This is a genomic window from Flammeovirga sp. AWQ4_249, from assembly GCF_056161045.1.
Genome location: NZ_JBSWYJ010000006.1, coordinates 1 through 15,839 on the forward strand (window position 1 = coordinate 1; position 15,839 = coordinate 15,839).

Sequence of the window (15,839 nt, forward strand, 5' to 3'; positions counted from 1 at the left end):
TTTGGAGACACGATAAATCGTGCCTCTACAAGGGAATACTTTCAATTTATATTCTACGCTTTTTTGGAAGGATAGCCAACCTCAAGCCCATCATTTCAATCATGGGAATACGTGTATTAGCGTTATTAATTATTCATTATTCACTTTTCATTTTTTGCTTGTGGTTTGGAGACACGATAAATCGTGCCTCTACAAGGGAATACTTTCAATTTATATTCTACGCTTTTTTGGAAGGATAGCCAACCTCAAGATCATGAATTTATGCGTGGGAATATGGGTATTGGCGTTTTTTATTTTTCATCCTTCACTTTTCACTATATTCGTGTATTAGTATTTGAATGAAATCACATGAAGCAGACATTTTTTATCCTTCTATTATCATTTTTAACGATGAATAGTTACGGTCAAGATTTTTTAAATTTATGGGACATAGCGGAAATTCCTAACAGTAGAAAATCTAATGAAAAAGAAGAAATTCCTGAGAGAGATATTGTTTTTATTAAACATGTTCAATCTCCTACTTTGGAGGTTTTTTTACCATCAGAAAGAATGGCGAATGGTAAAGGAATATTGATATTACCTGGAGGTGGTTATGGTGGTGTCGCTTATGATTGGGAAGGGACTGACTATGCAAAATGGTTGAATACACAAGGTATTGCTGCATTTGTATTGAAGTATAGATCTCCTCAATCGAAATCTGTTGTTACTTCTTATGAAGCACCTATTCAAGATGCACAGCGTGCTATGCGTTATATTCGTCATCATGCTTCTAAATTTCATGTCAAGAAGGATAAAATTGGTGTCATTGGTTCCTCTGCTGGTGGTCACCTTGCCTCTACTTTGGGTACACATCAAAAAGCTTATTATGAAGCCAGTGATGAAATTGATCAAGAAGAATTTTCACCTAACTATATGCTTTTGATCTACCCTGTGATCAGTATGCAGAAAGGAACAACGCATATGGGTTCAAGGCTTAATTTACTAGGTCAGGAGGCTACTGAAGAACTAATTCAACAGTTTTCCAATGAATTACATGTTGATGAAAATACGCCTATGACTTTTATTGTCCACTCTGGAAATGATGGAGCTGTTCCTGTCGAAAACTCTATTCTTTTTTACAAAGCCTTAAACGATAAAAAAGTGAAGGTAGATATGCATCTTTTCCCAAAAGGAGGTCATGGTTATGGAATGGGAACTGCTAGTGATAGTACTCCTGACTGGACAGTTTTGGCAGAACAATGGTTATTACAATTTGATAAAGAATAATATTATACTGCCTCTATTTTATCACAAATATTGAGGCTTTTTTCTAAAGAAATATTCGAATTTAACCTCCACAGTAAAAATAGCCTTATTTTCTTAAATAAAGTTATAATCAATAACCTTTCTAGTATGCTTTCGTAATACAATTAAAATCTATTTATTGAACACTACTGACTAACAAACTTTGAAAGCAAACAAAAACACCCCTTATGTAGTAGGTAGTTTAGTGCTATTTATACTCTTAAAATTTGGGTTTACATTTACTGAAACAGAACATTTACATTTCATATTGTATCCTATAGATCAATTTGTCTGTTATTTTACAGGAACTTACTCGATCTATCAGGAGGGATACTATCATCCTGAACTAAATATCATTATTGATAAATCATGTGCGGGAGTCAACTTATGGTTAATTAGTTTTATACTTATTAGTTATCTCTTTATCAAATACACTTCAGACAATGTATTCGTGAAGTTGATCATTTATCCTTTTGCATTAATAAGTACCTATTTTTTTACCATACTAGTTAATTCTTCTAGAATTATCTCATCGATCATAATACAGACACATACTAGGGAAATATTTGAGCATTCTCAACATATCATTCATGAGGCTATTGGTGTGATTACGAATTTAACCTTCCTCATACTTCTTTATTTAATTACCGAAAAATTACTAAAAAGCAAACAACAAAATGCGCAACTTACTTCATCCTAGATGGCTTTTTGTCATCAACACAGCCCCTATTGTATTACTTTTCCTTCTCTTTTTTAGTCAATACAACATCATTCATACTTTATTAAAAGAAGATGAAATTGATAGCTGGATTCATCTTACTATTACCTTAAGTTTCCTCGGCATCAGCAACTTTATTTATGCTGTAGTATTGGAATTTAAAAAACAAAAGGTCTCTGTAATTTATGGCTTTATAGCACTTGTTTGTTATATAGGATTTATCTATTTCTACCTCAATGAAGGTCATAATATTATTCCCTTTTCTATTCCTAGGTGGATGATCTCTGGAAATCTTGAGTTGTACCCTGCCACTTTTTTAATGCCTACTCTACTGTATTCTATTCTGATAATTGTAGTGCATTTTACACCCGAAAATAAAGATAAAAAAGCTTGGAAAAGCTTTCTTGGAGCTATCAGTGTTCCTTTGATTTGTTATCTATTTATCCAATTGATTTTACCATTATGGAAAGGTTTTGAAGATATAATCTTTTCAAAACATGTGGGAGTGGTTTTATTCACTTCTTCAACTTTATTGTTTTTATTTTTCCTCCTTCAATGGGTCTATATATTAATCTCAAGGAAAGCACAAAAAATCAAAGAACTAGCGCTACTTTATAAAATACCTTTTACGATCTTATTTCCTATTTTAGGTTTAGCCCTAAATAATGGAACTTTTAAAACTCAAATGGGTCTTCATGGTGTGTTTGGAGACTTCTCTAATCATTGGTTTTATATTCTTGCATTGGTCAATGGTCTTTTAATATGTTGGCCTGCAATACAAAATAAATCCATCAGATTATTGATCTTTTTAGGAAAAAGTATCACACTCGTCTATACTCTTTATTTTTTAGTTGTTTTCCTTCCTTATTTTCCTCTTTCAATTATAGCCATACTTATTTTTGGAGCAGGCTTCTTGATGCTAACTCCACTTGTATTAATGGTTATTCATGTTGAAAATTTGGTGCAAGATTATCGATTCTTAAAAGCCAATTATGAGGATAAACTACTAAAAATGCTCTTGATTTTAGGACTTCTTGTTCTCCCCTCAATCATTACTATTCAATACAAAAAAGATAGAATAGTATTGCATGAAACGTTAGATTATATCTACAGCCCTGATTATAATGCTGAATATAAGATTGATACCACTTCCATTCGAAAGACACTCTCTTTAGTAAAAATACATAAGGAAAATAATAGAGTCAGTTTTGAAAATGATAATACTCCTTATTTATCGGCCTATTATAAATGGATGGTATTGGATAATTTAACCTTGTCAGATAGAAAGATAAATACCATTGAAAAAATCTTTTTTGATCAAGAACCAATCGAATTGAGAAGTGAACAATTAGTCAATAAAGAGGTAGATATAACAGGAGTTTCATCTACCTCAACATACGATCCTGATGAAAAAGTTTGGCATAGTTGGGTGGACCTTGAAATTACAAATCATAATAATAATAACTTCCAATCTGAATATGCGACAACCCTTGACTTACCTGAAGGATGTTGGATTAGTAATTACTATTTGTATGTAGGAGATAGAAAAGAATATGGATTATTGGCAGAAAAAAAAGCCGCAATGTGGGTCTTTTCACAAATAAGAAACATAAGAAAAGATCCTGGTTTGTTGTATTACCTTACTGGCAATAAAGTAGCCTTTAGAGTTTTTCCTTTTGCAAAGAAAGAAGTGCGTAAAACAGGGATAGAATTCACTCACAAAGAACCTATTACAATCACATTTGATCAACATCAAATAAAGCTAGGAAATAAAGAAATGGAGTTGTCTGAGATAGTTGAATTGGAGCAGATTGCCTATATTCCTTCTCTACAAAAAAAGAAACTCCCTTCAATAAAAAGAAAGCCTTATTTCCACTTCCTATTAGATGTTTCCTTAACACAAGAAGAGGCGAAAGACCGCTATACTCAAAATATTACTTCACTTGTAAATCAATATCCACATTTGGTAGATGGAGCCAAAATAAGTTATGTCAACACCTATACCCAAACGATGAATTGGACTTCAAATTGGTCAGAAAACTTGAATACTATTCCTTGTGAAGGCGGTTTTTATTTGGATTATGCAATCAAGAGCACTTTAGTGAAAGCACATCAAAATAATGATAATCGCTATCCTATCTTTGTTGTATTAACGAACTCGATAGGAAATGCAATTGTCAAAAATGACTTTGCTGATTTAGCATTCACTTATCCAGAAAGTGAGCAATTTTATGTTATCGATCAAAATGGTATTGTTAATGCACATTCTTTAGCTAAAAAAGTAAAAAATGTAGTAGAATATGCCGCAAAGATAAAGGTTGATACAGAGGTGAAAAAGTTTACGTTTAAGGATCAATCGATAGCCTACCTCCCTCAAAATAATAAAGGCAATTTAGCCATTAAAAAAGATTTGAAACCAATACAATCAGAAGTATCTAGAGCTAGAGATTGGGAAGCTGCATTGATCATGCAAGGGCAATGGTATCAACAACAATTACATCCTGAAGAAGCCGATCAGGAATGGCTCTCATTAGTGAAAAATAGTTTTACGGCCCAAATGATGACACCGGTGACCTCTTTTATTGTTGTAGAAGATGAAGCACAAAAGGCCATGATTTTAAAGAAACAAGAAGAAGTACTATCTGGGAAAAGAGCACTTGATCTCAGTGAAAATATAGATCGAATGAGCGAACCAAATTTACTTTTGATAATTGGTCTTTTGTTCTGTATTATAGGCTATAGAAACTATTGTAAAAAAATTAAACTTTAAGTTTAAACCAATGAAAACAAGCTTAAACTTCATTTTTTTGTTTTGCTTTGCCATAAATTCATTTGCACAATTTGGTAAAATAATTCCCAATGATACATCTGCTCAAGATCCATCATTAGTAGAATTTTTGGAGCAATTAAAAGTAGCTGTTCAGTCAAAAAATAAAGCCTTTATTCAAGAGCATTTAGCAACTACATTATATACACCATACGAAGGAGGTGAACAAGTATCTCCTCAAAAATTTATGAAATATTACTTCTCTGAGAGTAGTAATGAAAGTTCCTTATGGAGTAATTTTAATGCTATTTTCAAAATCGGTGGAGGTGGATTTGGAAAAGATGCTCATAAATACTGCATTCCATATACTTCTGGTAATATCAAAGAAAATGATGAAAAATGTGGTTTAGGATTAGTCGTTGCAAAAACGGATCATGTAAAGGTGTATTCTTCTTCTGATAATAACGCTACAATCATTGATACACTTTCCTATGATGTCGTCGCAATTCCTTACGATGACTTTGTACAAAAATACAATTGGCTAAAAATTAAATTGGCTGATAATAAAGTAGGGTATGTTCATGAAGATGAGATCTATTATACCTTATCCGTAAGAGCAGGTTTTATCAAGGAGAATGGTCTTTGGAAAATACAATACGCTGACTACTACGATTAAATACATATTAATCGTTACAATCTAAAAGTAGGTATATAACTAGCATGTATACCTACTTTTTTATTTGACAAACTTCGAAAAAGTAGTAAATTGAAATATTGAAATGAAACTCATTCACTACTAGAATTATTTAAACTAATCTTTCTTGTTATTGCACATTGTTAAATGAATGTACTAAACAAAATAACTAACTTAGGTATATCTGAGAGTATACCTGAATCTGCACAAACCAAAATAAAATTGACCAATTCATTTTTGGTAATAATGCTACTTCATGTACCTGTCTATTTGGTACTTTTTTACTTCTTTGATTTAATGCATGTAAGTTGGGGATTTATTTTTCCCTCTATATTGTATCCAATAGGGCTTTATGGGGCAATGAAAAAAAATCACCTCCTAGCAAGACATAGTCTTATGTTGGGTTTTATTTCTGGAATTTGCTTCTTTCTTTATTTACTTGGAGATGGTATTGGTATAGAAATGTTCTTTTTTGTAGTGATTGGCCTATCCTATTTGGTCTGTCCTCCCACTGATAAATATTTTAGTTATGTCTATACAGCACTTTGTATTTTATTAATGGGCCTAGGGTATATAGATTGGAACTTTTCATTACAGCTTCCCGCTAATATTAAAGTTGCCTTAAGAATGTCTCTCTATCCTGTTCCTTTTGTTCTTGTATTTTTATTAATGAAATTTTTCAATGATAATATCTATAAACATGTCAATAAGATAGAATCACAGAAGGAAGATCTTGAAAAGATGAATAAAGAGTTAGAACAATTTACCTATGTATCTTCTCATGATCTCAAAGAACCCTTAAATACCATCAGTAGTTTCACAGATATTATTCAATTAGATTATAAAGACAAATTTGACGATCAACTCAATCAGTATTTTAATTATATCTTAATAGCAACTACACGAATGGGGGCATTGATTGATGGATTGATGAACTATGGAATTATCGGAAAAAGAGGCCAACCTACCACTGTCGATTGTAATCAAATTATAGACAATATTAAAGGTGAATTAAGTTCTAAAATAGTAGAAACTGGAGCTATTATAAATTCAAGTAATCTTCCAAAGTTGAAGGCAAATTCAATGGATTTGCATATTCTCTTTCAAAATTTAATTTCTAATTCGATTAAATACCATCAAAAAGGCGTTACACCAAATATTACAGTATCTGCCGTGGAAATGGAAAAGTATTGGAAATTTTCTATTGAGGATAACGGAATCGGTATTGAAGAAAAATACAACACACGAATTTTTTCAATCTTCCAAAGGTTACATACAAGAGAAGAATATGAAGGCACTGGTATTGGTCTTGCACATTGTAAAAAAGTTATCGATACCTATGGTGGAAAAATATGGGTAGAATCAAAATTGTATGAAGGGAGTACTTTTCATTTCTTATTTCCCAATTAAAATCCGTTTTGGATATCTTTATTCGTTTTGTATTTTTGAATAAAAGAAATAATGATGAAAAGCAGACTACAACTTCCTTTAAAAGACAATATTTTACTTTTATTAAATGCCAATAAAATCGGATACATTATCAATAGTTTTATGGTATTGTTAATCCTATTTATCGGTTATAATTATGATAATCTTGACGTTCAATCGGTTTTTTATCTTCATAACAATAGCCCTGTTGGTGAAGGTGAGATCGTAAATATTTTCCCAACAAATCAGACCATGAATGATGAAACCTATTATGGCTTTGATTATGTTTTTCATCATGAGCTGGGAAATTTTGAATATACTTCTTACGGTCTTGGTGAACTATATGATATTGGAGAAAAAGTTTATATTCAATACAACCCTGACAAACCTCATATCAATAGGATTTCTGGTTTGTCTAATCAACCCATCCTAAGTTCATTTTATTATATTTTTATCTTCATTTTTATAAGTTGGATAGTCAATACATTGTTTGCTTTCAATAAATTATCCATCATACGAAACGCTATTTTAGTTGATGGTGAACGTTTATCAGTAACCAAAACGCTTGTAAGAATAAATAATGATACATTGTTTAACTTAAAGATTAAATATAAGACAATCGAAGGGACGAAATATACATTAAGTCATTATACAACATATCCTTATCTTGTGAATGATTATTCTGTTCTTTATCATAAAAAAAAACCTGGAAGCAAAATTTTACTTGCTTCTCTTCCTTCTTCAATCCAAGCTGTAATTCTCAAAAAATATAATGAAGAAGAAATGATTTAGAAATACTTACTAGGTAGTATTGTGATCTAATCATTTACCTTCTATCTTTCGACTTTTCTTAGAGTACTTTACTTAACAAACAATTCATTTTTAGTATTACAATGAAAATTCATTACCTTCTTTGTATCGTATTTTTAGCTTTATGGTCTTGTGATTCTTCGGAAGAAACAAATGAAGAACAAAAACAAGAAGTTACGGAAACAGATAAGATTAAATTATATCCGTCAGAATTGATTGATGGTCCTGCTAATATTCGCCAAAACCGAAAAGGTAAAGTGGAACTAAGTCTTCACAATAATGTCGCTGTTGAAACGGGTGTGGCTGTTAAGGGATGGTATCCTATTGGTGTTGATTTCGATCTTTCTGATCAACAGGTAAAAGACTGGAAAATCAATCAAGGAGAAAAATTATTCATTAATGGGAAAGAGGTTGGCGAAGCAAAAACAACTTTTTCTCTAACAATGGTCAACCGCCGAGCGAAAACAGGATATTATATGGGCTATACTTTTAAAGATAATATCCAATCTCCTACAATTTTGGAAAATCAAGTAGCAGCATTAATTGATATAGGAGAAAACACAAAAAATAGCCTACTTAGTAAGCTATCCACTTTAAAATTTGAAGAATTAGATGTTTATAATTTTGAAGGAATAAAAGGTTATTGTGTTTATGATCCTTTAGTAGTTGATCCATCTCCAATGGATAGAATTACGGTTTTCTTTAAAGGAGATCAATTGGTTGGCGTAAAGCATTCAAGACCATTACATTTTAAACATAGTAAGGATCTTTCCTTGAAACGTGATTTTATTTTGTCCATTTCAAAATCGATAAAAGACATTGATGTCAACGCATTTCAAAAACATATTAATGATGTACTGGGTGTAATAGATTAATAAAAATTTAAAAAGGCTATCTGAGATTATTTTAAATCAGATAACCTTTTTTATGAAACTGGAAATCGCTTATTTATTCTCTACAATTGAAATACGCTTTAAACGTCTCACCTTCATACGTGTCTGTCAATACCAGCTGACCTGAAACTATCTCTGCTTCAACACCTTCAAAATATAATGATCCATCTTCATAAGTTTCTGTATCTGTAGAATCTTATAAATTTATATATCCAAAGTCGATTACAGTAAGTTTGCCCTCTTCTTCGTTATAGGCCCAACTTCCTGTATATTTATCATGAAACACTTCTTCTTCTTCATAGTAGATTTCAGTACAAGTAGCTCTAGATGAATCATAATCTATCACATGATATGCATCATCATAAGATTCATAATAAGAACCATCTTGGTTTAAAACAAAATTCCATATATTACGATCATATCTATATTCTTCAACAGTAAGACTATCTCCATTATCACAAGAGATGCTATACCCTTCATCATCATCTTCTGGCTCAGCTCTATCAAAAACCCACTCACCAACAATAGAAGCATTTCCACCCCAAGCTTCTACAGTTACACAAACCGTTTGGATTTGGCTTACATTATTCGATGCATCATACAAGCAGATATCATAACAAAATTGGCCAGCAGGAACAGCATCACCAAAGTCCACATCAATCACTTCATCATAATCAGTTGTTGGTCTTGCATTCGAAAAACTATTATTTCCCTTTTTCTTCTTTGTAACTAAGCGGTCATTTGAGCTTCCAAAAGCAGAAGATGGAACGTCAAAATAATTCTAGTAGCATTACCTTCACTATCTTTAAATAAGATGTAAGCTCCTGCTACATTTGCTGTTGAAGTAAATTCAATTGTAAAACCTGTACCTTGAAACCCTTCCGTCAACTCTGTATTTAACTGGAAATCCATTTCACTGTCAGGTGCTGGAGGTGTTCCTACTTTTGAAGATGCACCATCAATTTCTATCCCTGTATCTAGTGTTTAGTAGTAGGAATATTGTTTTCTTCCGTAGCATTTTGATCATTAGATACCTGTTCATCTCCTGTATTTCCAGGATTAGTATCATCATCATTATCACATGATGTAAATAGTGTCGTCATTGCAAAAATTGCAATCAATAATAGGTAGTTTAACCTCTTCATCTTATTGTTTAAGTATGGGTAAAATAATAGAATACATTGAAGTAAATAGCAACCAGTTTCTAGCGGCATCGAAATTAATAATTTAATGGAGGTAACAATCATTTTAAATTGAATAATTATACTTTTTCTTTATTTCAAATAAAATATTCCTATAACAATGTACACCACATTTAAAAGCATAAAAAAACTCCATTCAATTTTCTTCAATGGAGTCTTCGTTTTTAAATTAATTCTTTGATAATAAAATACAGAAGTATAGCACCTACGACCACCATACTAAAGATGTTTCCCGGCCTTGTCTTCTCTTCTGATTTACTGGTTCTTTCGGGTTGAATGTTATTTATTGAATTGTCTTCCATACTTTGTGTGTTTATTGAATAGTAGTTTCGATAATTTACTGATACTGATTAAATTAAATTTTTATTAGAAAAAAAGCAAGAGATCAGAAAATGGATTTTGAATAACATCTTACAATCATTATTTTTAGTTCGTTAAACACAAAACCATGAGCAAAGTAGATTTTAATACGCTTTATCCAATTGATGGATTTACCAATACTATTTCTTTAAAATACCTCGTTGAGCAAAGTGATGTTCAAAATGTACAGGTCGGAGAATATACCTATTATAGTGACTTTGAAGATCCAACAAAGTTTCTAGAAAAAAATGTACTTTATAACTTTGGGATGTCTGATACCTCATTAAAAATTGGGAAGTTCTGTGCCATTGCCAATGGTGTCACATTTATTATGGCAGATGCAAATCATGCGATGAAGGGAGTTTCTACTTTTCCATTTGCTGTTTTTGGGGATGAATGGTCTGAAAAAATACCTATACAAGAGTATCCCATGAAAAAATACAAAGATATCATAATTGGAAATGATGTTTGGTTGGGTTATAATGCTACGGTTATGCCTGGAGTAAAAATTGGGGATGGAGCTATAATTGGAAGTAATGCTACAGTGACAAAAGATGTCCCTGCCTATTCTATTGTTGGCGGTAATCCTGCTGAAATAATTAAATACCGCTTTACGCAAGATGAAATCAATTTTTTGAAAAGTATCAAATGGTGGAATTGGGATCAAAAACATATTGATGAAGCCATGGAACTGTTAGTCAAAGGTTCTGTAGAAGAACTCCTTTTGTACGCTAAAGAAAAAGGGATTTTTTAAATTTTTGAGTAAGATCACTTGAAAAAAAATATAGCTAATAATATTCGAATTGAACTCTATAATGACGCTCTTATAAAGGGCTTAAATTCATTGGTATCAAAATACAATGGTTCTTTTGATGGAAGAATGTTTTGGGTCAATAATTCCATGATGAAATGGAAGATGGAATATTATGAATTCGTTGATGGTTTTGAGTGTGTCATTAGCGATTACATTGGTACAGAAGATACCGATTTATTCATTCATGGGGTTGAACCAGATATTGATAATAGTATCTATTTCAGGCTTGATTTTACAGAGGAGAATACCTTAAACCAAGCTCTACATGATCAAGGAATTTGTGTACATTCCTCTTCCTATTCCTTAAAAACACATATCAAAAAGAATCAACCCTATAGGTGTCTATTAGTAAAGATTTCTAAGAATATGATTGATCAACAATTTCCTTTTTTTAAAGAAATCTTATTACAAAAACTAAAACCATCTTTGATTTGGGTTCAATATGGTATTGTTCCTTTTTCGTTATACCTACTCCTCAGATCCATTTTTTATGTAGATAATGATCTCCACCCTGCATATAGAAAGTCAATTCTTATTGGTCGCTCTATTGAAGCTGTTGGTATAAGCTATGCAACACTTTTTGATATAGACAACAAAAAAAAGTCGCCAATTCACAAAGATGATTTGAAAGAATTAATCGAATTGAAAAACATGATTATTAAGATCAATGGTACCTTACCATCTTTAGAAGATCTTGCTTTTCAATATGGAGCATCAGTTTCTAAACTAAGACGAGATTTTAAGATTGTATATGGTATGAGTATCCATAGTTATCATAATAACTACCGTCTTGAAGAAGCAAAAAAATACATCTTCAATAATAACTTAACCATTTCTGAAATTTCTAGAAAACTTGGCTTTCCTTCCGTCGCAAAATTCTCGACTGTTTTTAAAAAGAAGTTTGGGTTGAGTCCAAAGCAATATATGAACATAAGTGTAAAAAAATAGACATTTATCGTCAAAGAATATCATCTACATTTGCGTTATGAAAATGTATGACTTAAAACATTATTCTTTGATATGAAAAAAATATATTATCCATTATTATCACTATTTCTCCTTTTTGGACTTACAAACTGTACTATAGATAACAGTAATGTATCAAAAAAAGGGAACAGTATTACCGCTAACTTCAAAGGTAAGATTGCCAAAACCTATGAGGAATCTGTTGAAGATTGGCCAAAAGAAAAAACATTCACAGGAGAGGAACCCAATGTATTAATCATTATGCTAGATGATACAGGTTTTGGTCAACTTGAAAGCTTTGGAGGTATCGTTTCCACTCCAAATATGAACAAAATTGCGAGCAATGGATTGAGATACAACAATTTCCATACAACTTCACTTTGTTCCCCCTCTAGAGCAGCTATTTTAGCAGGAAGAAACCATCACTCTATTGGTTTAGGGTCACATGCTTTGACAGCGATGGGCTTTCCTGGATATGCTGGTCGTGTACCCTTAGAAGCAATGGAAGTTGCTCGTCTTGCAAGGGATGAAGGGTATACCACTTATGCTTTAGGTAAATGGGACCACACTCCTGGCTATCATGTACATCAACAAGGGCCTTTTACATACTGGCCTTCAAACGATGGATTTGATCACAACTATACCTTTATGTCTGCCGATGCTAATAATTTTGATCCTGTAATGTATTTAGGTCATGAGCCTGTTGATGCAAAGGAAGATAATGAAGATTACCATCTAACAGAAGATATTGCAGACAAAGCGATCAATTATCTAACAGGACATAAATCTATCAATCCTGATCGTCCTTTCTTTATGTTTTGGGCTCCAGGTGCTATGCATGCCCCACATCATGCTCCACAAAATTACATTGAAAAGTACAAAGGTAAGTTTGATATGGGTTGGGATGAGCTTCGCAAAATTGTCTTTGAACGTCAAAAGAAAATGGGTATCATTCCTGAAAATACCCTTCTAACAGAAAGAGCAGATGACCTTCCTGCTTGGGATAGTTTAACAGACAGACAGAAGAAAATGTATGCCAAGCAGATGGAAGCTTTTGCAGGCATGTTAGACCATACGGATGCTCAAATAGGTCGTATTATGGAAACCATCGAAAGAATGGATGAATTAGATAATACAATTGTAATTGTTACTTCTGACAATGGTGCTTCTGGTGAAGGAGGAACGGAAGGTAGTCATAATGAGCTTAATTTTATTAATGGCATTAGTACTACTCCTTTTGAAGAAAACGAAAAGAAAGAAGATGAATGGGGTACGATTGAAACAAACAATCATTATCATGCTGGTTGGGCATGGGCTGGTAACACACCTTTCAAATACTTCAAACAAATGTCACACAGAGGAGGACAAGCTGATCCATTGATTATTTCATGGCCTAAAGGAATCAAAGACAAAGGAGCTATTCGCCAACAATATTGTCATATTATTGATATTACTCCTACGATCATGGAAGCGACCAATGTTGAATTTAGAGAGGAGATCGATGGTATTGAACAAATTCCAATGGATGGGACAAGTTTGGCTTATACTTTCAACAATCCAACTGCAAAAGATAGACATACAGTCCAATATTATGAGCTTTTAGGAAATAGAGCGATCTATAAAGATGGATGGAAAGCAGTCACAATTCATGGTAATAGAATGCCTTGGGATGGTGCTGGACGATATGATTTTAATAAAGATGTTTGGGAATTATATCATGTTAGTGAGGACTTTTCTGAAGCAAAAGATCTTGCTAAAGTACATCCTGAAAAATTAGAAGAACTTAAAAAAGTATTTGATGAAGAAGCTGTAAAATACAATGTATTCCCATTGTATGATGACCTTTTTGCTAGATTAAAAAATACCAATCTACAGTATGCCCCACATAGAGAAGAATATATTTACTATCCTCCAGGGGCTGTAAGAATTGCAGAAGGTTATTCTCCTCCTGTAAAAAATAAGAAACACTCTATCACATCTTATATCAAAAATTACAAAGGAGAAGAAGGCGTATTATTGGCAGCGGGTGGTATCTATGGTGGTTACACTGTTTACATTAAAGACAACAAACTCGTATATAATTACAATGCTTATAACAACAAATATTTTACTATTTCTAGTAACATTTTACCGAAAGGTCAAGATCTAGAGCTTGAAGTTGTTTACACTCCGATTTTGCCAAAAGATAAACGTAAAATAAGAGAGGCAAAAGCTAAAATTGAATTATTTGTAAATGGTCAATCCATTGGAAAAGGATTTGTAAATCAAGTGATGCCAGGTACATACTCACTGTCTGAAACATTTGATGTAGGTACAGATGAAGCTACTTCTGTAGCGAAAGAATGGAGAAATAAAGATCCTAAATTTAAAGGTGATCTTCAAAAAGTAAAAGTGAAATTACTTTAGAAATACAAATTTGAATAACAAAACATACCATGATAGTCAATTGATTATCATGGTTTTTTTTTAAGCCCATTTTTTATACATTTGACTAACCATTTTTTAATAAGCAAACTTCATGGACAACAGTATCATTCTTCTGATCATACCTATCGCCATTGTAACTTACAGTGGACTTAGAGATTTTAGTTTTAATAAAAAGTATATTTTTCATACTGAAAACATACTCAGTGGAAAAGAATATTATCGAATTATATCTTCTGGATTCCTACATTCAAGTTGGATTCACTTTGGTTTTAATATGGTCGCATTACACTCCTTTGGTAGTTATGTGATTTACAGGTATGGTTTTTTAGAATTTTTACTTATCTTCTTTGGCTCCTTAATTACCGGAAGTTTATTGTCTTTATTTATCCATCGTAATCATGCTGATTATAGAGCATTAGGAGCTTCAGGGGCTGTTTCAGGAGTTGTTTTTTCGACCATTGTAGCTGATCCTTTATCACCTATTTCATTTCTCTTTATTCCTATGGAGTTCCAGGCTTGGATCATTGGTGCATTATTTATAGCTGCTTCTATTTGGGGTATCAAAAAGAATCGTGATAACATTGGTCATGATGCTCATTTGGGAGGAGCTATCTTTGGTATCTTGATTATGTTAGCAATTCAACCTTCTTCTATTTATGACAATTGGTGGACTTATGCTCTGTTAGGCATTCCAAGTGTTGGGTTTACTTTATTTATCATCAAGAATCCCACTTACATTATGTATGAATCTATGTCGATTAGTGGTCATACATCTTTTTCTAAAAAGAAGAAAAAAGAAAAAAATAAGGAAGAGGAACTCAATAGAATTCTAGATAAAATCAATGAAAAAGGGATTGAAAATATCTCTAAAAAAGACAAAGCGAAGCTAGAAGAATTAACTGCACATGCAGATTAAAAATTTATTTCGTATTTTAGAATAGAAAATTTTTCTCAACCCAATAACTACTATACTAATGCTTCAACGTAAACTGGAACAATTTAGAAACATTATTCACCTCACTCCTATCAAACTTAGAAAATTAGGAGAGGTAGAAATGAACTATAAACCATCTCCCAATAAATGGAGTAAAAAGGAAATTTTAGGACACCTAATTGACAGTGCTGCGAATAATCACCAACGCTTTGTTAGAGGGCAATTTGAAGAAACGCCTTCTATTAAATATGATCAAAATGAGTGGAATGCATTTAGTTATTATCAAGATAGAGACACTGAACTTTTGATCTCTTTTTGGGAACTTTATAATCGTCAGATACTGGATATTATTGTGAGAATTGCTCCAGAACATTTAAATAATAAAGTTCAAGTAGGCGATGAATTACACACTTTAAAATTCCTTATAGTCGACTATGTAGATCACCTCCAACATCATTTCAAACAGATCTTTGATGAAAAAGTGATTTCAAAAACTATATAAGATAATAAATTTCAAGTGTACGTTTTATACAAATGATATG

At 32.2% G+C, this 15,839-nt stretch carries 15 protein-coding genes; 12 read left to right on the top strand and 3 right to left on the bottom strand.

All coding sequences use genetic code 11. The features are described 5' to 3' along the window. Positions 1–348: 348 nt before the first annotated feature. The 7 genes from ACXAHM_RS06760 to ACXAHM_RS06790 all read left to right on the top strand — a co-directional run bounded on the left by ACXAHM_RS06760 (position 349) and on the right by ACXAHM_RS06790 (position 8,576). Positions 349–1,266, top strand: coding sequence for an alpha/beta hydrolase (locus ACXAHM_RS06760; protein WP_474959654.1), 918 nt, complete (start codon positions 349–351; stop codon positions 1,264–1,266). Positions 1,267–1,447: 181 nt separating this feature from the next. Continuing rightward, complete coding sequence (gene xrtK / locus ACXAHM_RS06765; protein WP_474959655.1) at positions 1,448–1,984, top strand: exosortase K; 537 nt, start codon at positions 1,448–1,450, stop codon at positions 1,982–1,984. Next, on the top strand, positions 1,962–4,772 hold the full coding sequence (locus ACXAHM_RS06770; protein WP_474959656.1) for an MSEP-CTERM sorting domain-containing protein: 2,811 nt from the start codon (positions 1,962–1,964) through the stop codon (positions 4,770–4,772). Before xrtK ends, ACXAHM_RS06770 begins: the two co-directional genes overlap by 23 nt. A 10-nt stretch (positions 4,773–4,782) precedes the next feature. Beyond that, on the top strand, positions 4,783–5,445 hold the full coding sequence (locus tag ACXAHM_RS06775; protein ID WP_474959657.1) for an SH3 domain-containing protein: 663 nt from the start codon (positions 4,783–4,785) through the stop codon (positions 5,443–5,445). A gap of 165 nt (positions 5,446–5,610) precedes the next feature. Next, positions 5,611–6,873, top strand: a complete 1,263-nt coding sequence (locus tag ACXAHM_RS06780; RefSeq protein ID WP_474959658.1) for a sensor histidine kinase — start codon at positions 5,611–5,613, stop codon at positions 6,871–6,873. A gap of 54 nt (positions 6,874–6,927) precedes the next feature. Next, a complete protein-coding gene (locus ACXAHM_RS06785) occupies positions 6,928–7,683 on the top strand; it encodes a hypothetical protein (protein ID WP_474959659.1) in 756 nt (251 codons plus the stop codon). Between the two features lie 101 nt (positions 7,684–7,784). Continuing rightward, the gene (locus ACXAHM_RS06790; RefSeq protein WP_474959660.1) at positions 7,785–8,576 is read left to right on the top strand and encodes a hypothetical protein; all 792 of its coding nucleotides are present in this window, start codon (positions 7,785–7,787) and stop codon (positions 8,574–8,576) included. Positions 8,577–8,790: 214 nt separating this feature from the next. Here ACXAHM_RS06790 and ACXAHM_RS06795 read toward each other — a convergent pair whose 3' ends face one another. The 3 genes from ACXAHM_RS06795 to ACXAHM_RS06805 all read right to left on the bottom strand — a co-directional run bounded on the left by ACXAHM_RS06795 (position 8,791) and on the right by ACXAHM_RS06805 (position 9,739). Beyond that, the gene (locus tag ACXAHM_RS06795; RefSeq protein WP_474959661.1) at positions 8,791–9,258 is read right to left on the bottom strand and encodes a hypothetical protein; all 468 of its coding nucleotides are present in this window, start codon (positions 9,256–9,258) and stop codon (positions 8,791–8,793) included. 65 nt (positions 9,259–9,323) lie between these two features. Then, positions 9,324–9,506 (bottom strand): hypothetical protein, encoded by a 183-nt coding sequence (locus ACXAHM_RS06800; protein WP_474959662.1) that lies wholly within the window; start codon positions 9,504–9,506, stop codon positions 9,324–9,326. A gap of 65 nt (positions 9,507–9,571) precedes the next feature. Next, complete coding sequence (locus ACXAHM_RS06805) at positions 9,572–9,739, bottom strand: hypothetical protein (RefSeq protein ID WP_474959663.1); 168 nt, start codon at positions 9,737–9,739, stop codon at positions 9,572–9,574. A 505-nt stretch (positions 9,740–10,244) separates the two neighbouring features. On the opposite strand from ACXAHM_RS06805, the gene ACXAHM_RS06810 reads away from it, so the two are divergent. The 5 genes from ACXAHM_RS06810 to ACXAHM_RS06830 all read left to right on the top strand — a co-directional run bounded on the left by ACXAHM_RS06810 (position 10,245) and on the right by ACXAHM_RS06830 (position 15,799). Next, positions 10,245–10,910, top strand: a complete 666-nt coding sequence (locus tag ACXAHM_RS06810; RefSeq protein ID WP_474959664.1) for a CatB-related O-acetyltransferase — start codon at positions 10,245–10,247, stop codon at positions 10,908–10,910. Positions 10,911–10,928: 18 nt separating this feature from the next. Then, a complete protein-coding gene (locus ACXAHM_RS06815) occupies positions 10,929–11,918 on the top strand; it encodes a helix-turn-helix domain-containing protein (RefSeq protein WP_474959665.1) in 990 nt (329 codons plus the stop codon). Between the two features lie 72 nt (positions 11,919–11,990). Next, a complete protein-coding gene (locus ACXAHM_RS06820; protein WP_474959666.1) occupies positions 11,991–14,342 on the top strand; it encodes an arylsulfatase in 2,352 nt (783 codons plus the stop codon). Between the two features lie 112 nt (positions 14,343–14,454). Beyond that, positions 14,455–15,279: a rhomboid family intramembrane serine protease gene (locus ACXAHM_RS06825; protein WP_474959667.1), complete on the top strand. Its 825-nt coding sequence runs from the start codon at positions 14,455–14,457 to the stop codon at positions 15,277–15,279. Positions 15,280–15,337: 58 nt separating this feature from the next. Beyond that, positions 15,338–15,799: a DinB family protein gene (locus ACXAHM_RS06830; RefSeq protein WP_474959668.1), complete on the top strand. Its 462-nt coding sequence runs from the start codon at positions 15,338–15,340 to the stop codon at positions 15,797–15,799. The last annotated feature ends 40 nt before the right edge of the window (positions 15,800–15,839 follow it).

What these genes read in the sequence shown, in the direction of transcription:
- ACXAHM_RS06820 (WP_474959666.1), top strand. Translation starts at nt 11,991, where the DNA reads ATGAAAAAAATATATTATCCATTATTATCACTATTTCTCCTTTTTGGA.
- ACXAHM_RS06800 (WP_474959662.1), bottom strand. Translation starts at nt 9,506, where the DNA reads ATGGATTTCCAGTTAAATACAGAGTTGACGGAAGGGTTTCAAGGTACA.
- ACXAHM_RS06810 (WP_474959664.1), top strand. Translation starts at nt 10,245, where the DNA reads ATGAGCAAAGTAGATTTTAATACGCTTTATCCAATTGATGGATTTACC.
- ACXAHM_RS06770 (WP_474959656.1), top strand. Translation starts at nt 1,962, where the DNA reads ATGCGCAACTTACTTCATCCTAGATGGCTTTTTGTCATCAACACAGCC.
- ACXAHM_RS06780 (WP_474959658.1), top strand. Translation starts at nt 5,611, where the DNA reads ATGAATGTACTAAACAAAATAACTAACTTAGGTATATCTGAGAGTATA.
- ACXAHM_RS06805 (WP_474959663.1), bottom strand. Translation starts at nt 9,739, where the DNA reads ATGAAGAGGTTAAACTACCTATTATTGATTGCAATTTTTGCAATGACG.
- ACXAHM_RS06785 (WP_474959659.1), top strand. Translation starts at nt 6,928, where the DNA reads ATGAAAAGCAGACTACAACTTCCTTTAAAAGACAATATTTTACTTTTA.
- ACXAHM_RS06775 (WP_474959657.1), top strand. Translation starts at nt 4,783, where the DNA reads ATGAAAACAAGCTTAAACTTCATTTTTTTGTTTTGCTTTGCCATAAAT.
- ACXAHM_RS06790 (WP_474959660.1), top strand. Translation starts at nt 7,785, where the DNA reads ATGAAAATTCATTACCTTCTTTGTATCGTATTTTTAGCTTTATGGTCT.
- ACXAHM_RS06825 (WP_474959667.1), top strand. Translation starts at nt 14,455, where the DNA reads ATGGACAACAGTATCATTCTTCTGATCATACCTATCGCCATTGTAACT.
- ACXAHM_RS06830 (WP_474959668.1), top strand. Translation starts at nt 15,338, where the DNA reads ATGCTTCAACGTAAACTGGAACAATTTAGAAACATTATTCACCTCACT.
- ACXAHM_RS06760 (WP_474959654.1), top strand. Translation starts at nt 349, where the DNA reads ATGAAGCAGACATTTTTTATCCTTCTATTATCATTTTTAACGATGAAT.